The sequence below is a fragment of the Halorubellus amylolyticus genome (assembly GCF_034808145.1).
Taxonomy (GTDB): domain Archaea; phylum Halobacteriota; class Halobacteria; order Halobacteriales; family Natrialbaceae; genus Halorubellus.
The window spans coordinates 131,793-150,067 of record NZ_JAXHGM010000003.1 but is presented as its reverse complement, the minus strand read 5'-3'; the positions used below and the strand labels follow the sequence as shown (position 1 = coordinate 150,067).

Annotated in this window: 17 protein-coding genes; 16 read left to right on the top strand and 1 reads right to left on the bottom strand. The window is 71.8% G+C overall.

The genetic code is table 11. From position 1 onward, the window contains the following. Positions 1 to 2 precede the first annotated feature (2 nt). The 13 genes from SM754_RS09565 to SM754_RS09505 all read left to right on the top strand — a co-directional run bounded on the left by SM754_RS09565 (position 3) and on the right by SM754_RS09505 (position 14,872). Positions 3 to 1,574: a cytochrome b gene (locus SM754_RS09565; RefSeq protein ID WP_323675999.1), complete on the top strand. Its 1,572-nt coding sequence runs from the start codon at positions 3 to 5 to the stop codon at positions 1,572 to 1,574. Further along, positions 1,567 to 1,764, top strand: coding sequence for a DUF8120 family protein (locus SM754_RS09560; protein WP_323675998.1), 198 nt, complete (start codon positions 1,567 to 1,569; stop codon positions 1,762 to 1,764). Before SM754_RS09565 ends, SM754_RS09560 begins: the two co-directional genes overlap by 8 nt. Next, a complete protein-coding gene (gene narG / locus SM754_RS09555) occupies positions 1,757 to 4,762 on the top strand; it encodes a nitrate reductase subunit alpha (RefSeq protein WP_323675997.1) in 3,006 nt (1,001 codons plus the stop codon). Before SM754_RS09560 ends, narG begins: the two co-directional genes overlap by 8 nt. Further along, a complete protein-coding gene (narH, locus tag SM754_RS09550; RefSeq protein ID WP_323675996.1) occupies positions 4,759 to 5,814 on the top strand; it encodes a nitrate reductase subunit beta in 1,056 nt (351 codons plus the stop codon). The genes narG and narH overlap by 4 nt, the downstream gene beginning before the upstream one ends. Next, the gene (locus tag SM754_RS09545) at positions 5,804 to 6,664 is read left to right on the top strand and encodes an ethylbenzene dehydrogenase-related protein (protein WP_323675995.1); all 861 of its coding nucleotides are present in this window, start codon (positions 5,804 to 5,806) and stop codon (positions 6,662 to 6,664) included. Before narH ends, SM754_RS09545 begins: the two co-directional genes overlap by 11 nt. A gap of 2 nt (positions 6,665 to 6,666) precedes the next feature. Then, positions 6,667 to 7,392 (top strand): molecular chaperone TorD family protein, encoded by a 726-nt coding sequence (locus SM754_RS09540; RefSeq protein ID WP_323675994.1) that lies wholly within the window; start codon positions 6,667 to 6,669, stop codon positions 7,390 to 7,392. Beyond that, on the top strand, positions 7,389 to 8,381 hold the full coding sequence (locus tag SM754_RS09535; protein ID WP_323675993.1) for a DUF8068 family protein: 993 nt from the start codon (positions 7,389 to 7,391) through the stop codon (positions 8,379 to 8,381). The genes SM754_RS09540 and SM754_RS09535 overlap by 4 nt, the downstream gene beginning before the upstream one ends. After that, the gene (locus SM754_RS09530) at positions 8,378 to 9,217 is read left to right on the top strand and encodes a HEAT repeat domain-containing protein (RefSeq protein WP_323675992.1); all 840 of its coding nucleotides are present in this window, start codon (positions 8,378 to 8,380) and stop codon (positions 9,215 to 9,217) included. The genes SM754_RS09535 and SM754_RS09530 overlap by 4 nt, the downstream gene beginning before the upstream one ends. 1 nt (position 9,218) lies before the next feature. After that, positions 9,219 to 10,541, top strand: coding sequence for a P-loop NTPase (locus SM754_RS09525; RefSeq protein WP_323675991.1), 1,323 nt, complete (start codon positions 9,219 to 9,221; stop codon positions 10,539 to 10,541). Then, positions 10,538 to 11,866 carry a molybdopterin molybdotransferase MoeA gene (locus tag SM754_RS09520; protein ID WP_323675990.1) on the top strand — a complete coding sequence of 443 codons (1,329 nt, stop codon included), beginning with the start codon at positions 10,538 to 10,540 and terminating at the stop codon, positions 11,864 to 11,866. The genes SM754_RS09525 and SM754_RS09520 overlap by 4 nt, the downstream gene beginning before the upstream one ends. A 91-nt stretch (positions 11,867 to 11,957) precedes the next feature. Further along, positions 11,958 to 12,647 carry a helix-turn-helix domain-containing protein gene (locus SM754_RS09515; protein ID WP_323675989.1) on the top strand — a complete coding sequence of 230 codons (690 nt, stop codon included), beginning with the start codon at positions 11,958 to 11,960 and terminating at the stop codon, positions 12,645 to 12,647. A gap of 153 nt (positions 12,648 to 12,800) precedes the next feature. Beyond that, the gene (locus tag SM754_RS09510; protein WP_323675988.1) at positions 12,801 to 13,463 is read left to right on the top strand and encodes a hypothetical protein; all 663 of its coding nucleotides are present in this window, start codon (positions 12,801 to 12,803) and stop codon (positions 13,461 to 13,463) included. After that, positions 13,460 to 14,872 carry a hypothetical protein gene (locus tag SM754_RS09505; protein ID WP_323675987.1) on the top strand — a complete coding sequence of 471 codons (1,413 nt, stop codon included), beginning with the start codon at positions 13,460 to 13,462 and terminating at the stop codon, positions 14,870 to 14,872. Before SM754_RS09510 ends, SM754_RS09505 begins: the two co-directional genes overlap by 4 nt. Before the next feature lie 7 nt (positions 14,873 to 14,879). Here the strand turns inward: SM754_RS09505 and SM754_RS09500 are convergent, their stop codons facing one another. Next, on the bottom strand, positions 14,880 to 15,602 hold the full coding sequence (locus SM754_RS09500; RefSeq protein ID WP_323675986.1) for a LysR family transcriptional regulator: 723 nt from the start codon (positions 15,600 to 15,602) through the stop codon (positions 14,880 to 14,882). Between the two features lie 51 nt (positions 15,603 to 15,653). On the opposite strand from SM754_RS09500, the gene SM754_RS09495 reads away from it, so the two are divergent. The 3 genes from SM754_RS09495 (at position 15,654) to SM754_RS09485 (ending at position 18,246) form a co-directional block, all read left to right on the top strand. Then, positions 15,654 to 16,571 (top strand): extracellular solute-binding protein, encoded by a 918-nt coding sequence (locus SM754_RS09495; RefSeq protein ID WP_323675985.1) that lies wholly within the window; start codon positions 15,654 to 15,656, stop codon positions 16,569 to 16,571. Then, positions 16,568 to 17,380 carry a molybdate ABC transporter permease subunit gene (locus tag SM754_RS09490; protein WP_323675984.1) on the top strand — a complete coding sequence of 271 codons (813 nt, stop codon included), beginning with the start codon at positions 16,568 to 16,570 and terminating at the stop codon, positions 17,378 to 17,380. The genes SM754_RS09495 and SM754_RS09490 overlap by 4 nt, the downstream gene beginning before the upstream one ends. Positions 17,381 to 17,448: 68 nt before the next feature. Next, positions 17,449 to 18,246 carry a GNAT family N-acetyltransferase gene (locus tag SM754_RS09485; protein WP_323675983.1) on the top strand — a complete coding sequence of 266 codons (798 nt, stop codon included), beginning with the start codon at positions 17,449 to 17,451 and terminating at the stop codon, positions 18,244 to 18,246. Positions 18,247 to 18,275: the final 29 nt, after the last annotated feature.

Below are 18,275 nucleotides of genomic sequence, written 5' to 3'. Positions count from 1 at the left end.
CGATGGGCCGCCTCCGCGCCGCCTACGACTGGGTGGACTCCCGCCTCGACCTCGACGACGCGAGCGACCTCATGGGGAAGGCGTTCCCCGCCGAGGACTCGTTCCTCCTCGGCGAGGTCGCGCTGTTCTGCTTCCTCGTGCTCGTCTCCTCGGGGATCTTCCTCGGGTTCTTCTTCGAGCCGAGCACGACCGCGGTCGAGTACGAGGGCAGCGTCGCACAGTACCAGGGCGAGCAACTCCCCGCAGCGTTCAGCAGCGTCCTCGGCATCACGTACGACGTGCCGTTCGGGATGCTCATCCGACGCGTCCATCACTGGGCCGCGCACCTGTTCGTCGCGTCGATGGCGCTGCACATGCTCCGCGTGTTCTTCACGGGCGCGTACCGGAACCCGCGCGAGCCGAACTGGCTCGTCGGCACCGGGCTCGCCGGACTCTCGATGTTCGCCGCGTACACCGGGTACGCGCTGCCGTACGACGAGTTCGCGAGCACCGCGGTCGGCATCGGGTACAACGTCGCGAAGTCCATCCCGCTCCTCGGTGACCCGCTCGCGAGCATCGTCTTCGGCGGGCAGTTCCCGACGAGTTCGACGATTCCGCGGCTGTTCTTCCTGCACGTCCTCGTCATCCCGGTCGCTATCGCGGGCCTCATCGGCGTCCACATGTTCATCCTCCTCCGGCAGAAGCACACGGAGGCCGAACGCGACGAGGACGTCGCCGGTCCCGCACCGTCGAGTGACGCGACCGTTCGAACCGCTGACGGCGGAACCGCGTCTGCCGACAGCGGTCCCGTTCCCGCCGGAGACGGCGACGCGGAGGCGACCGACGGCGGCGTCGCGGCCGTCGACCGCGAGGACGACACCGTCGTCGTCGGCCTGCCCGCGTTCCCGAACCAGGCCGCGGTCAGCGCCGTCGTCTTCTTCCTCACGATGGCGACGCTCTCGCTGCTCGCCGGCTTCCTCCCCGTGCACAACGTCGCCGAGTACGGGCCGAACGACCCGGCGTCGACGCCGTCGCTCATCATGCCCGACTGGTTCCTCATGTGGGGGTACGGGTTCCTGAAGCTCGTCCCGTCGTGGATGAGCGTCGACGTCCTCGGCATCCACGTCAGCTCCGAGTTCGTCGGCGGGCTGATGCTCCCCGGGCTCGTGTTCGGCGCGGTCGCGCTCTGGCCGTTCATCGACCGGAGCGAGGACCCGGTGCACTTCACGGCGAACCCACTGGAGCGACCGTTCCCGACCGCCGTCGGCATCGCCGGCGTGACGTTCGTCATGGTCGCGTCCATCGCCGGGATGGACGTCATCGTCGCCGAGATACTGCACACGTCGACCGCCGCACTCAAGCCGTACCTCATCGCGGCGCTCGTCCTCGTCCCCGCGGTCGCCGGCACAATCACGTACGGCGTCCTCGGCGGGTTCGGCGACGACGAACCGGGCGACGAACCGGGACCGCAACCCGCGCAGGACGTCGAGCCGGAATCCGAGCAGGAAGGCGAATCGGAATCGGCACCGGGCGACGAACCGGACGCGGCCGAGACCGTCGACGGCGACGTCGACGGGGAGGAGACCGATGACTGACGTCCGTGGCGGCGTGCTCGCGCTGTCGCCGCGGCGCTACCGCTGGGTGGACCGCATCACGAAGCTAGCCGGCGTCGCACTCGTCGCGGCCGGCCTCGAAGCCGGCGGGGACACCCTCGCCGGCATCGCGCTCGCGGCGCTCGGCGTCGCACTCGGACTCGCGACGGTATTCATAGCAAACGATGACTGACTCTACAGACGCAACCGACGCATCGACTCGCGACGAGAACCGGCTGGTCCGCCGCGACTTCCTGAAGGGAGTCGGCGCGGCGACCGCGGTCGGCGCGAGCGGCCTGAGCCTCGCGGACGACCTCGCCGAGATGACGGGGCTCCAGGTCGTCGACGACCCCATCGGCTCGTACCCGTACCGGGACTGGGAGGACCTCTACCGCGAGGAGTGGGACTGGGACGACAAAGCCCGGTCGACGCACTCCGTGAACTGCACGGGCAGCTGCTCGTGGCAGGTGTACACGCGAAACGGCCAGGTGTGGCGCGAGGAGCAGGCCGGGGACTACCCGCGGTTCGACGAGAGCCTCCCCGACCCGAACCCGCGCGGCTGCCAGAAGGGCGCGTGCTTCTCGGATTACGTGAACGCCGACCAGCGCGTCACGCACCCGCTCAGGCGTACCGGCGAACGCGGCGAGGGGAAATGGAAGCGCGTGTCGTGGGACGAGGCGCTCACCGAGATCGCCGAGGAGGTCGTCGACACCGTCCAGGACGAGGCGTACGACGCCATCAGTGGGTTCACGCCCATCCCGGCGATGAGTCCCGTCTCGTTCGCTTCGGGGAGTCGGCTCGTGAACCTCCTCGGTGGCGTCAGTCACTCGTTCTACGACTGGTACTCGGACCTGCCGCCGGGCCAACCGATTACGTGGGGCACCCAGACGGACAACGCGGAGAGTTCGGACTGGTACAACGCCGACTACATCATCGCGTGGGGATCGAACGTCAACGTCACGCGCATCCCGGACGCGAAGTACTTCCTCGAAGCCGGCTACGACGGCACGAAGCGCGTCGGTATCTTCACGGACTACAGTCAGACCGCGATCCACTGCGACGAGTGGATCGGGCCCGAACCCGGCACCGACACCGCGCTCGCGCTCGGGATGGCCCGCACCATCGTCGACGAGGACCTGTACGACGAAGCCCACCTCAAGGAGCAGACCGACATGCCGCTGCTCGTCCGCGAGGACACCGGGAAGTTCCTTCGCGCGAGCGAGGTCGACGGCCTCGACGTCGACGCCGACCGCCCGGAGAAGGTGTTCGTCATGCAGGACTCGGCGGGGAACCTCCGAACCGCGCCCGGGTCGCTCGGCGAGCGCGACGGCCAGCACGACCACTCGGTCAGCATCGAACTCGACTTCGACCCCGAACTCGCCGTCGAACGCGACGTCGACACCGTCGCGGACGGCGCCGTCGAGACGCGCTCGGTGTGGCTGAACCTCCGCGACGAACTCGCCGAGTACGACCCCGAGACCGTCAACGACATCACGGGCGTCGGCGAGGGGACCCACCAGGAGGTCGCTCGCGAGTTCGCCGCGGTCGACCGCGCGAAGATCATCCACGGGAAGGGCGTCAACGACTGGTACCACAACGACCTCGGGAACCGCGCCATCCAGCTCCTCGTGACGCTCACGGGCAACCTCGGCCGGCAGGGAACCGGCCTCGACCACTACGTCGGCCAGGAGAAGATCTGGACGTTCAAGGGCTGGAAGAACCTCTCGTTCCCGACCGGGAGCGTCCGCGGCGTCCCGACGACGCTCTGGACGTACTACCACGCCGGTATCCTGGAGAACACCGACCCGGACACCGCCGCGAAGATCCGGGAGTCCATCGACAAGGGCTGGATGCCGCTGTACCCCAGCGAGCGCGATGACGGGTCGCGGCCCGACCCGTCGATCTTGTTCTGCTGGCGCGGGAACTACTTCAATCAGGCGAAGGGCAACGTCGCGGTCGAGGAGGAGCTCTGGCCGAAGCTCGACCTCGTCGTGGACGTCAACTTCCGGATGGACTCCACCGCGCTCAACAGCGACATCGTCCTGCCGGCTGCGAGCCACTACGAGAAGCACGACCTGTCGGAGACGGACATGCACTCGTACGTCCATCCGTTCACGCCCGCGGTCGAACCGCTCGGGGAGTCCAAGACCGACTGGCAGATCTTCCGCGAGCTCGCCGCGAAGATACAGGAGGTCGCCCGGGAGCGCGACGTCGACGCGGTCGACGACCGGAAGTTCGACCGCGAGATCGACCTGCAGTCCGTGCACGACGACTACGTCCGCGACTGGCTCGACGACGAGGACGGTACGCTCGCGGATGACAAGGCCGCGGCGGAGTTCATCCTCGAACACAGCGAGGAGACGAACCCCGAGGGGAGCGACGAGCAGATCACGTTCGACGACATCGACGAACAACCCCAGCGGCTCCTGGAAGCGGGCGACCACTGGACGTCGGACATCGAGGAGGGCGAGGCGTACACGCCGTGGAAGGACTACGTGCAGGACAAGAACCCGTGGCCGACGTTCACGGGCCGCCAGCAGTACTACATCGACCACGACTGGTTCCTCGAACTCGACGAGCAACTGCCGACGCACAAGGACGCGCCGGTCCTCCAGGAGAAGGCGGACTACCCGCTCGGGTACAACACGCCGCACAGTCGGTGGTCGATCCACTCGACGTGGCGGGACAACTCGAAGATGCTCCGCCTCCAGCGCGGCGAACCGACGGTGTACCTGAACCCGCAGGACGCCGAGGAACGCGGCATTGAGGACGGCGACACGGTTCGCGTCTACAACGACCTCGACAGCGTCGAGGTGATGGCGAAGATCTACCCGAGCGGCGAGCCGGGGACGGCCCGGCACTTCTTCAGCTGGGAGCGCTTCCAGTACCCGGACCGGAACAACTTCAACTCGCTCGTCCCGATGTACATGAAGCCGACGCAGCTCGTCCAGTACCCCGAGGACACCGGCGAGCACCTGCACTTCTTCCCGAACTACTGGGGGCCGACGGGCGTGAACAGCGACGTCCGCGTCGAGGTCGAGAAGGTCGAGAGCGGGTCGGCGACGCGGAGCGCGGCGGAGGTCGTGGAGCGCGACCCGTCGACGCTCGGTGACGGCGTCCTCGACGACGAGTCGAGCGGGAGCGGGCCGCTCGATTCCGTGCGCGACCTCCTCGGAGGTGACGGCCGATGAGTCAGACCGACGATTCAACGGTCGACCTCGCCGAGGGCGTCGACCACCAGGTCGCGATGGTGATGGACCTGAACAAGTGCATCGGCTGCCAGACGTGCACGATCGCGTGCAAGACGAACTGGACTGAGTCCGGTGGCCGCGAGTACATGTACTGGAACAACGTCGAGACCAAGCCCGGTTCGGGCTACCCGCGCGACTGGGAAGATATGGGTGGGGGCTGGGACGACGAGGGCAAAGAGCGCACGCCCGGCGACCTCCCCGAGAAGGAGGAGTACGGTCGGGCGTGGGACTTCAACCACGAGTCCATCATGTACGAGGGCAGCGACGAACCGCTCCGACCGATGGACAACGCCGACTGGGGGCCGAACTGGGACGAGGACGAGGGCGCCGGCGAGTACCCGAACTCGTACTACTTCTACCTCCCGCGCATCTGCAACCACTGCACGCACCCGAGCTGCGTCGAGGCGTGTCCGCGCAGTGCGATATACAAGCGCGAGGAGGACGGCATCGTGCTCGTCGACCAGGACCGCTGTCGCGGCTACCGGTACTGCGTCGAAGGCTGTCCGTACAAGAAGGTGTTCTACAACGCGCAGACGAAGACCAGCGAGAAGTGCATCTTCTGCTACCCGCGCATCGAGGGCGAGGGCCCCGACGGCGAGGTGAAGCCGCCGAGCTGCGCGGAGGACTGCCCGCCCCAGCTCCGGCACGTCGGCTTCCTCGACGACGAGGACGGCCCCATCCACAAGCTCGTGAACGAGTACGAGGTCGCGGTCCGCCTGCACCCCGAGTACCGCACCGAACCGAACGTGTACTACATCCCGCCGTTCGCGCCACCGCAGACCTCCGAGAGCGGGGAGACGCTCGACGCGGAACGCATCCCCCGCGACTACCTCCAGGAGCTGTTCGGGTCGAAGGTCAACCAGGCGCTGAACACGATCGAGCGGGAGCGCGACCGCGTCCGACGGGGCGAGGAGTCCGAACTCATGGAGATCCTCCAGACGGTGAACAACGACGACCAGTACCGCCTCGAGGTGTTCGACGATGACGACTGACGGCGACCGCTCGCCGAAGACCGCAAGGGGCGGGCGCTCGCGGGAGCTCGTGGTCGCCGGCGCGCTCGCGCTCGTGCTCGTCGCGTCCGCCGCGCTCGCGGCGCCGCTCGTCGACGCCCGTCCGGCGTACGAGATTCCCGTGGACTACCAGTCCAGCGCGAGCGACCTCGACGCCGCGGACGGCGACGCGTGGAACGAGGTGCCGGCGGCGGGCGTGCCCCTGAGTAGCGCCGGCGCCGGCGTCCCGAACGCCGACGACACGACGGTCGAGGACGCTCGCGTCGAGGTCGCGCGGACGAACGACCGCCTCTACGTCCGCCTGTCGTGGGCCGACGCCACCAGGGACGCGAACGACACCGGCATCCGCGAGTTCGGTGACGCGGTCGCGTTCCAGGTGCCGGCGAACGAGAGCGCGCGCCCGCCGATCGCGATGGGGTCGACGAGCAACATGGTGAACGTCTGGTACTGGAGCGCCGCCGGAAGCACCGAGGAGCTGCTCGCCGGCGGCCCCGGGTCGACGACGGCGTTCGAGGCGTCCGCACTCGCGTCGGACGCGACGCACGCGGACGGTCGCTGGACCGTCGTCCTCTCGCGGCCGCTCCAGACCGACCGCGCGAACGCGACGGCGATATCGACCGAGACGGACGTCGACGTCGCGCTCGCGGTGTGGAACGGTTCGAACATGGAACGGTCCGGACAGAAGGCGACGAGCGAGTGGTACTACCTCGCGCTCGGCCCGGACTCGGGCGGGCCGCCCTACGAGGCGATACTGTGGACGGTCGCGGGGCTCGCGATCGTGTTCACGACGCTCGTCACCGTGGAGGGCGTCCGCCGGACGCGAGGTGACTGACCGTGGCGACAAGTAACGACGCCAGCGCCGACGAGGCGCTCGTCGACGAGGTCGATACCGAGACGGGCGCTCGCGGCGCGGTGTACGCGCTCGCTGCGAGAGCGTTCGCGGAACCGGACGACGACCTGTACGCGGCGCTCGCGGACGGGTCGCTCGACGAGGAGTTCGCCGCGCTCGTCGACCGGACGGGACTGGACGTCGCCCCGCCGGACCTCTCGGTCGACGACGACCACGACACGCTCGCCGCGCGCTACAACGACCTGTTCGTCGTCGGGTACTCCGAGGTGATCGACGGGACCGACGGCACGATAGACAGCCAGGGGCCGCCGGTGTCGCTGTACGAGTCCGCGTACCGCTCGGCGGTGTCCTGGAACGACGTGAACCTCGACCTCGCTCGCGCCTACGAGTTCTTCGGGCTCGAGATCGACCAGGAGGACCGACGCCACCACGACCACGTCCGCCTGGAGTTGGAGTTCGCGGGCTACCTCTGTCGGGTCGTCGCCGCCGTGGACGACGATGTCGAACGCGCGCGCTTGGACTTCCACGACCGCCACCTCACCGTGTTGCTGTCGGGGCTCGGCGACGCGCTCGACGAGGAACCGGGGACGAGCGTGTACGGCCGGCTCGCGGGCTTCCTCGACGCGTTCGCGGACGCGGACGTCGACGACCTCGCGGCGCGACTCCAGGTCGGTGCCGGGAGCCGTCACGCGGACGGTGAGAGCGGATGAACTCCGAGACGCGGTCCGTCGACGTGGACGGACGCACGGGCGATGCGGCGGCGCGAACCGGCGACGCGACCGTGCAGTCCGAACGAGAAGCCGGCCGGTCCGACGACGCGTCGACGCGGACGGACGGGACGGGAGCGGGTCGCGTTCGGCGGCGCGTACTCGCGAGCGGCGCGGTCGCCGCGCTCGCGGTCGCGGTGGCGACGACGCTCCGCATCCTCCACAACGTCCCGTTCGACCCGCTCCCGGTCTCGGCGGGCGTCCTCGGAGCCGTGGAGGTGACGGCGGCTGTCGCGGTGGCGCTCGGGGTCGCCGCGGTCGCGTTCGGGAACGACCGTGCGGTCGTCCGCGTCGGCCTGCTGTTCGCGGCGGTGTTCGGCGCGCTCGCGACCGTCGCACCGCCCGCGCGGGTGCCGGCCGCGGTCGCCGTGACCGCGGGCGGCGGTCTCGCGCTCGCCGCCGCCCTCGGTCGCCCCGACTCCTATCGGGGGCTACGTCGGCGCGCTGTCGCCGCGGGCTTCGTCGCGGCGGTCGCGCTCTCGCTCGCGAGCACCGTCGGCGTCGCCCCGCGCGGCGTCCGGGAACTCGGCGTCGTCGCGTACCTCCTCGCGCTCGCCGCGCTCTCGACGCGCGTTCGCGGCGACCCGCTCGCGCTCGTGGCCGGCGGCGTCGCGTTCGCAGCGGTCGTCGCCGGGAGCGCGAGCGCTCCCTACGTCGCCGGGAGCGCGCTCCTCGTCGGGTTCGCCGTCGTCGGCGGCCCGCACCTCCTCGTCGCGGCCGCCGTCGGCGGTGCCGTCGCGGCCGCCATAGCGGCCGTCCGTCGCGGCGAGTTCGCGGTCGCCGTCGGCGCCGTCGTCCTCGTCGCTGCGGGCGCACCCGCGACGCCGACCGCGGCGATGGCGGTCGTGCTAGGCGCGACGCTCGCGACCGTCGACCTCGGCTCGCTGCTCGCTGGGGCCGACGACGGTCCCGCCATGGAGGTGGGCGCATGACCCGCGACCCCGAGGAGGCGACCGACGGCCCGACCGACCCGCGCGTCCACCCCGAGGAGAGCCCGGGCTTCGGCGAGGAGCCCGAGGGACTCGAGGACATCGAGGTGGACCGGGACGTCACCATCGGCGAGGCGACGCCCCGCGAGCTACAGGCGACGGACGTCGCACCGGTCGCGAGCGACGCGGCCGAATCGAAGGTCGCGGACCTCCGCGACGGCGACGCAGTCGAACGCCGTCGCGCGGCGCTCGCGCTCGGCGAGGAACGTCGCGCCGAAGGAATCGTGGACGCCCTCGTCGAGTTCGGACTTGCGGACGACGACGACGACGTCCGCCAGTTCACCGTCGAGTCGCTCGGGGCGCTCGGCGGGGAGCGCGCCGCGGCCGCGGCCGTCGCGACGCTCGACGACCCCGACCCCTGGGTGCGTGCCGAGGCCGTCGTCGCGCTCGACCGCATCGACCGCGTCGCACACGAACCCGCCATCGAGCGCGCGCTCGACGACGAGCATCACGCCGTCGTCCGGAACGCGATGGTCTCGCTGTTCAAACTCCGGGGGGAAGCGCTCCGTCCGGTGCTCGTCGAGCAGTCGCGTGCGGACAGCGAGCGCCTGCGCGAGTGGGCGACCCACCTGCTCGCGGGCGTCGACGACGAACGCGCGACCGAGCGCCTCGAGGCCGTCGCGAACGACGACACCGAACCTCAGGTCGTCCGCAGTACCGCCGTCCGGGCGCTCGACGCCGACCCCGGGAAGTTCCGCAGACAGTTCACGGGCGGTACCGAGAACCAAAGCACGGACCTGCCCGGCGAGAGTACGCTGAACAGACGACCGGACCTCTAGCATGACACAGGACACATCGGACCCCCCAGACGTCGACGACCGGGCCGCAGACGACCGCAGCCGTGGACCCGCCGAGAGCGAGGCCGGTGGAACGACGGACGCGGTGGAGGCGGCGCTCCGTCGCGTCCGCGACCCGGACGCCGACGCCTCCGTGTTCGAGGCCGGCCTCGTCGAGACCCTCCGCGTCGCGGACGGTCGCGTGACCATCGAGGCGGACCTCCGCGAGTTCCCGCGCGAGGCCGCCGAGCACGTGACGCAGGCGATGGTGCGCGCCGCGTCGGACGTCGACGGCATCGAGGGGGCTCGCGTCGAGCAGGTCGACCCGAGCCCGGACCTCGACGACCGCGCCGCCGGCATCGAGACCGCCGACCGCGTCATCGCGGTCGCGAGCTCGAAGGGCGGCGTCGGCAAGACCACGGTCGCGACGTCGCTCGCGTGCGCGCTGGCCGCCCGCGGCGAGTCCGTCGGACTGTTCGACGCGGACCTCTACGGGCCGAACGTCCCCGAGTTCCTCTCGGTCTCCGGTCCCGTCTACTCCGACGACGACGGTAACCCGGTCCCCGCCGAGACCGACGGCCTGGAGGTGATGAGCGTCGGGCTCCTCGCCGAAGGCGGGCCGCTCGCGTGGCGCGGTGCGATGGCGCACGACGCCATCTCCGACCTCTTCGAGGAGACCGCGTGGAGCGACCCGGACACGGTCGTCATCGACCTCCCACCGGGGACCGGCGACATCGTGCTGACGACCCTGCAGGACGTCCCCATCGACGGCGTCGTCCTCGTCACGACGCCGTTCCACGCCGCCGTCTCCGACACCGGGCGGGCGCTCTCCCTGTTCGAGGAGAACCAGGTGCCGGTGCTCGGCGTCGTCTCGAACATGGGCGAGTTCGTCTGCGACGACTGCGGGACCGTCCACGACCTCTTCGGGGGCGACGACCCGGTCGCGGCGCTGGACGCGCCGACGCTCGCGGAACTCCCCTTCGAACCCGAGATGCAGCGCCAGCCCGAACCGGACGGCGACGTGCTCCCCGACCACGTCACGCGGCTCGCGGCGACCGTCGACGAGCGCTACGACGAGGTCTGGACCGTCGACGTCCCCGACGGCGCGCTCGACATCCGCGGACTCGACCCCGAGGACCGGAAGCGGGAGGTCCGCGAGCACGTCGCGAGCCTTGAGGCGGGCGAGGAGTTCTTCCTCGTCAGCGACCACGACCCGACGCCGGTCCGGTCGTTCCTCGCCGAGGTCGTCGACGCGGATTCCCTCGACGGATTCCAGGTGAAGCGCCAGAACCCGGAGACGTGGTTCGCGCGGGCGACGATGCCATGACCGGCCGCGACGGTTTCAAGGACCGGACGCGCCTCGCGGCGGCCCTGGAGACGCTCCAGGACCGCGTCCGGCCCGTCGAGCGCACCGAGTCCGTTCCCGTCCGGGCGGCCGACGGCCGCGTGCTCGCGGCGGCGGTGTCGCCGGCACGTCCAGTTCCGCACTACGACCGCGCCGCGATGGACGGGTTCGCCGTCGTCGCCGAATCAACGTTCGGCGCCACGGCGGCCTCGCCAGCGACCTTCGACCTCGCAGCGCCGAGCGAGGACTCGGCGAGTGGCGTCGACGATTCGGCGAGCGACGACGACCCCGCGACAGACGCCCCGCGAGTGGACGGACGGACCGCGGTCCCCGTCCACACCGGGAGCGAACTCCCGGCGGGCGCGGACGCGGTCGTGATGGTCGAGGACACCACGACCCGCGGCGAGCGCGTCGAGGTCCACGCGAGCGTGACCCGCGGCGAGAACGTCTCACCGGCCGGCGAGGACGTCCCCGGTGACGCCGCCCTGTTCGACGCCGGCCGCCGGCTCTCGCCGAGCGACCTCGCGCTCTGCCGGTCGGTCGGCGCGGCGGCCGTCGAGGTGTACGACCGACCCACGGTCGACGTGATCCCGACCGGCGAGGAGCTCGTGCCCGCGGACCCCGACCCCGGCGAGGTGGTGGAGACGAACGCGCTCACCGTCTCGCGGTACGTCGACCGGTGGGGCGGCGTCCCGCGTCGCCGCGACGTCGTCACCGACGACCGCTCGGCGCTCCGGGCCGCCATCGAGCGCGGCCTGGACGCCGACGTCGTGGTGACGACCGGCGGGTCCTCCGTCGGCGAACGAGACCTCGTCGCGGACGTCGTCGCCGACCGCGGGCACCTCGACCATCACGGCCTCGCCATCAAACCCGGGCACCCGGTCGGGCTCGGCGTCGTCGAGGACACGCCCGTCCTCCTCCTCCCCGGCTATCCGGTCTCCTGCGTCGTCACCGCCGTCCAGCTCCTCCAGCCGGCGGTCAGACGAGCGGCCCGGCTCCCGTCGACGCCGCCGCGGACCACCACCGCGACGCTCTCGCGCAAGCTCCCGAGCGACGCCGGCGTCCGCACGTTCGCCCGCGTCCGACTCGAACCGACCGACGAGGGCGAAGACGCGGCCGGTAGCGACGACGTCGAAGCGACGGCCGGCGGCGACGACGCCAGCCTGACTCGCTGCGCAGTTCCGCTCCGTACCGGCGGGGCGGGCGTCCTCTCGAGCGTCACGGAGGCGGACGGCTGGGTCGTCGTCCCCGAGTCCGTGGAGGGACTCGACAGCGGCGCGGTCGTCACCGTCGAGCACTGGGAGTAGCGAGACGCCTCTCGCGAACATGTTCGAGTGAATTACAGTGCGTTGGGAACGCACTCGACGGTATACGTCCCCGACACCCGAACGAGTTCGCATGGAGAGTCCCGAGTCCACCGCGGATGCCCGGCACGTCGGTGGTATCCGCACGGAACTCGTCGTCGGGTCGCCCGGGAACTGTCCGGTCGCCGCCGCCTCCGCGACACAGGACCGTCCCGTCTGCGCCGTCACCCGGACGCCCGGGCGCGACGACGTCGTCGTCGGCGAGTTCGAACTGGGTCCCGGCGACGACCGCGACGCGTCGCTCGACGTCCCCTGCTGCGAGCGCGTGTACGGCACCGCGCAACGCGACGTCTACCGGTTCGACGACAGCGCCTGCGAGCGCTGCCCGGTCGAGACCGTCGAATCACTCGGCGTCCCGCTCGCGTCCGTCGACGCGCGGAACGGCCGACTCCACCTCTCCTTCCACGCCGAGGAGACCGGCACCGTCCGCGACGTCGTCGACGCCCTCCGCGAGCACCACGACGACGTCGCCGTCAAACAGATGCGTCACTCGGGCGGCGACCACGCCGAACGCCCCGTGCTCGTCGACCGGAACAAGCTCACCGCCCGCCAACTCGAGGTGCTCGAGACGGCCTGGGAGCTCGGGTACTTCGAGGAACCCCGCGGCGCGTCCGGCACCGACGTCGCCGACGCGCTCGACATCTCCGGGTCGACGTTCGCGGAACACCTCGCGGCCGCCCAGCGCAAGCTACTCGGCGACGTCCTCGAACGCGAACACGGCTGACGCGCGGCCCGTCGCCGTCTCACGCCGAACGGGACGCAGACACCGCACTGGCGGACCGCCGGACCGCCGAACTGCCGAACAGCCGTGGTGCCGACGCGGCCCGCGGCGACGAGTCACGAAGCTTATGCGTCCGCACGGGGCTAGCCCGATTCGATGTCGCCCTCCAGACGCGCCCTCCTCTCCGCAGCGACCGCAGCGACCACGTCCGTCGTGCTCGCGGGCTGTAGCGGCACCGGAACGTCCGGGTCCAGCACCCGATCGTCGACCGAATCCGTCTCCCGCGCGCTCGACGACCCGCCGCCGTACGCGTACCTCCGGGCCGACGCCGACCTCGCTGCAGTCTGGCGCCCTCGCGGCGACCAGTCCAAACGGGAGGCCCGGAAGTATCCCGGTCCGCAGATTCTCGACTCGCAGTCCCGCGCGGACGAACTCGAATACGCGGACGTCGACGGTGCGGACGCCGTCCGCGCGTTCGTCGCCGACACCGACTTCGACGCCGAGACCGTATACGTCGACCAGCGGACCGTTCCCGCGTGTTATCGCCTGGAACTCTGCGGGGCGTCGTGGACGAGCACGGACGTCGACCTGGAGTACTCTCGTCTCGGGCTCGCGTACGACGTCCCCTGCGAGGCCGACGCGGAGGTTGTCGAGGCGCGGTTCCTCCGGCTCCCGGACGCGCTCGACCACGAGACCGTGAGCAGCATGGGGTCGAGGACCGGGTCCGGCGGCTGTCCCGGCGAGCACGCACCCGTCGCGGGCAGCGAGATACCCGGGCACGACGACGCCGGGACGGCCACGGAGGGGAACTCGTCGTGACCGACGACGCGCACTCGTCCGCCGCCGACGCGCACCCGGCCGCCGAAGTCGCCCACACGCCCGGCACCGACCGACGGTCGACCGGCGCACCCGACGGCGAACGCGGCGGGTCCCGTCGCGCGTTCCTGTCGGCGCTCGGCGCGACGACCGCCACCGGCGGCCTCGCGGCGCTCGCCGGCTGTTCGATGGTCCCGAACGACGACTCCGAGGACGTCTCGTTCCACGCCTCCGAGCTCCCGGACGTCGACGACGACCCGGTCGTCGCGCTCGGAGCGACGTACCCGATGCCGGTCCCGCGGTCGCACCGACGGGACGCCCAGACCAGGGCGAACGACGCGCTCGAGGACGTCCCGACGCCGCTGGGTGCACGCCGCGTCCCGAACGGACACGTCCGACAGCACCTCGCTGACGCCGTCACCGAGGCCCGCGACCACCTCGACGCCGCGCTCCGAGCGCCGACGCCGCGCGAGACGCTCCAGTCGCTCCGCCGGGCGCGGTCGCGGGCCCGGTACGCGAGCGCGGGCTGGGACGCCATCGAGGACGGCCACACCGTGGCGGCGTTGGAGGACGAGGCGACGGACGTCACCGAGCGCGCCGCCGACGCCCGCGACGCGATGACGTACGTCGGGACCGACCGCGCGCCCGCGGTCGTCGTGCACGCCAGCCGCGAGCGCCTGCTCGACGCCGCCGAGTCCGTGTCCGACGACGCCTCCCACGAGGACGTTCGCGTGCTTCGCGTCGCTGAGTACGCCGAACACGTCGAGCGCGCCACCGCCTCGCTCGCCGACGCGACGACCATCGCGGCGCGCTTCCGCGACCGCCAACCCGACGACGCCGAACCGCTGCAGTCGCCCATCGAGACCGCCCGCGACAGCCTCCGCGAGGACCTCCAGTCGGCGCTCGACGACCTGCCCGGGGAAGCCGACGCCGACAGCGTCGGCGACGCCGACATCGAGAACACACTGACCCAGCGCGTCCTCTACGAGCTCTACTACGACGCTTCGGACGAGGGCCCCGCGACGTCACCGTACGGGCCGGCGTCCGCAGTGCTCTCCGGCGTCCGACAGCTCGCGGCGATCCGCGCGTACCGGACCGTCCGGGACCGCGTGGCGTCCGGCCGACGGTACGAGATAACCGGCGCGGACACCGTCCGTGAGGCGTACACGGCGACGCACGAGGCGCTCGCCGCCGCGCCCCGGCGGAGCGACGCGCCGGGGCTCGCGCGCGCCGCCCTCCAGTACACCGCCAGCGTCGTCCGGTTCGCCGACGAGCGTCTCGCCGAACGCTCCGGCGAACTCCACGCGCACGACGTCAACGACTCCTGCGAGCGGTACGTCGTCCACGGCGCCATCGCGGAGGCGACTCCGGAAGCCGTCGACACGGCGCTCGCGGCGCTCGACGCGAACTAGTCCGAGTTCAGGACGGTCCTCCGAGCGGGGTCGCGCGCGTCGCCGTCGCCTTGAACGTCGCGACGACGTCCCGTCCCGGCTCCAGCGCGAGCCGGTCCACCGAGGCGAGCGTCACGAGCACCGGGAGCGTCCGCTCGGCCGTCGCTCCGTCGTCGCCGTTGCCCGCGCTCGGCACTGCTATCTCGACGAGCGCGACGGACTCGCGGCGGTCGACGCTCGCGACGGTTCCCGCGAACCGATTCCGCGCGCTGGAGGCGTTCGCCCGCGTGACGTCGGCGGGGTCGTGGAGCGTGACCGCGTCCGCCCGGACCGACACCTGGACGTCGTCGGCGGCCTCGAACAGGAGCGCGCGGACCTCGCCCACGTCGGTCGCGACCGTCGCGATCTCGCCGTCGCGGTCGCGGACGCGCCCGTTGAGGACCGCGACGTCCGTCCCGGCGGTGTCGGCGAACGCGGCGCGGACGCGAGCGTATCGCGCAAGGAGCGCGCGGCCGTCGTCGGTGAGTCGGCTCCCGCCACCGCCCTCACCGCCGCGCTCGCGCTCGACGAGCGCGCCGAGCTTGTCCTCCAGCGCCCCGACCCGCTTGTGCGCTCGCGAGTACGACCGGCCGAGCGCGTCCGCGGCCGCCGACAGCGACCCCTCGCGGTCGACCGCCGACAGCAACGCCACGTCGCGTTCGTCGACGCTCACGTCCCCCACGCGCAGGTGCGCTTCGAAGCCGGCGTCCATGCCGAACGCTTGCGGCGAAACCGTTATGCCTTTTTCGACATAACGCTCGGTATGGTCCGGTCACGTCGATCGTTCCTCGCCGCTGCGGGCGCGAGCGCAGCGACCGCGGCCAGCGTCGCGCTCGCCGGCTGCAGCACCTTCGGCGCCGGGAGCGACCCGGTGCGCGTGCTCGCCGCCGGGAGCCTCCAGCGCGCGCTCGACGACGGCCTCCGCGACGCCGTGGACGCGCCCATCGCGGTCGAAGCCCGCGGGTCCGCGGCCGCGGCGCGCCTCGTCGCCGACGGGACGCGCCACCCGGACGTCCTCGCGCTCGCCGACGTCGCGCTCTTCGACCGGGTCCTCGACGACCCCTGGTACGCGTCGTTCGCGACGAACGCGCTCGCCGTCGCCACCGCCGACACCCCCGGCGGGCGCGCCGTCGCCGCGGCCGCCGCGAGCGACGACGGACACTGGTACGACCCCGTCGTCGCTGGCGACGCCGCGCTCGGCCGCACCGACCCCGACCTCGACCCGCTCGGCTACCGCACCGTCTTCCTCCTCGAACTGCTCGCCGCCCGCCACGACCGCCCCGGACTCCCCAACGCCGTCCTCGCGCGCGACCAGATATACCCCGAGACCGCGCTCCTCTCGGGGTTCGAGACCGGCGCTATAGACGCCGCCGTCGTCTACGAGAGCATGGCGACCGACCACGGCTACGACGCCGTCGACCTCCCCGTCGACGTCGACCTCTCCGACCCCGAGCACGCGGACGCGTACGCCGACGCGTCCTACGAACTCCCCGACGGCGGCGTCGTCCGCGGGAGCGCCGTCGAGTACGGCGCGACGCTCCGGTCGCCCGACGACGACACCGCCCGCGACGTCTTCGAGGCGCTCGTCGGCGGCGACTACCTCGCAGGGCACGGCTTCGAGACCCCGGGCGCGTTCCCGCGGTTCACGCGGGACGCGCCCGACGCGCTCACCGACCGATGACAGCCGACGAGCCCGCAGTCGCCCGAGCGACGCGCGGCCGCACCGTGGACTGGCCGGTCGTCGCCGCCGCCCTCGGCGTCGCGCTCCTCGCACTCTACGCGCTCCCCGTGCTCGCGCTCGCCGTCGCCACGCCACCCGGCGAGCTCCTCGCGCGACTGAGCGAACCGGCGACGCTCCGCGCCGTCGGGAACTCGCTGCTCACCGCGACCGCCGCCACCGCCGTCGCGACCGCGTTCGGCGTCCCGCTCGCGTACTGGCTCTCCCGGACCGGCGGGCGACTCGCCACCGCCGTCACCGGCGTCGTCGTCCTCCCGCTCGTCCTCCCGCCCGTCGTCGCCGGCATCCTCCTCGTCGCCGTCTTCGGCCCGAACGGCCTCGCCCCGACCGCGTCCACGTTCGGCGTCGAGTTCACGCGCTCGTACCTCGGCATCGTCGCCGCGCAGACGTTCGTCGCCTCGCCGTTCGTCGTCGTCACCGCCACCGCCGCGTTCGACCGCGTCGACCCCTCGCTCGCCGACGCCGCCCGCACCCTCGGCCACGGCGAACTCGCGACGTTCCGCCGCGTCGTCCTCCCGCTCGCCTGGCCGGGCGTCCTCGCCGGCATCACTCTCACGTTCGCCCGGTCGATGGGCGAGTTCGGCGCCACGATGCTCGTCGCGTACTACCCGCGGACCGTCCCCGTCCAGATCTGGCGCGCGTTCGTCGGCGACGGCCTCGACAGCGCGCTCCCGCTCGCCGCCGTCCTCCTCGCCGTCTCGCTCGTCGTCGTCGTCGGCCTCCACCTCCTCGGCGCCAATCCCTGGCGGTGACCGACGACGCCGCACCCGCCCCGGGTAGGCTGGCAAGAACTAACATGACGGGCGCGGTGGGTTCGAGCATGGCCCGCACGCACGAGTTCGACAACGACCGGCGACGCCAGATCTACGAGTACGTCGAGCGGAACGGCGCTGTCGACCCGGAGGACGCCCGCCAGGCACTCCTCGTGCAGCCCGACAGCAGTTCGAAGCCCGCGCGCTCCGGCGCGGAGCTCAAACCGTCGGTGCCGATGTCGAGCGAGGAGTTCGACCACCACGTCAGCATCCTCGAACGCGACGACCACCTCGAGGAACGCGACGGGAAGCTCCGGGTGGCGCTCCCCATCGACGCCGACGCCACCACCGTCGAGCTCGACGACGTCGAGGCGACCGTCCGGCCCGCCCAGCAGGAGGACATCGCGGGCATCCTCGGCGTCATCGAGACCATCGCGAGCGACGAGGCGTACGTCGTCGCGCGCCGGCTCGCCGCCGAGGTCACGCGCGACGAGGTCCTCCTCCGGCACAACGAGAGCGAGGACCGCGTGTTCTTCGTCGCGACCGTCGACGACGACGCCGTCGGCTGGCTGCACGTCGAGGTCGTGCAGGCGCCGAACATGTCCCATACCGCGGAGCTCACCGTCGGCGTCCTCGACGCGTACCGCGGCGGCGGCCTCGGGTCGACGCTCATGGACCGCGGCCTCGACTGGGCGCGCTCGGCGGGCGTCGAGAAGGTCTACCAGAACCTCCCGGCGACGAACGACGCCGCGGTCTCGTTCCTCGAAGCGAACGGGTGGACGACGGAGTCGACGCGCGAGGGCCACTACCGGATCGAAGACGAACTCGTGGACGAGGTCCAGCTCGCGGTCTGGCTCGACGACTGACGGAGGCCGGCCCGGCGTCCAGTGACGAC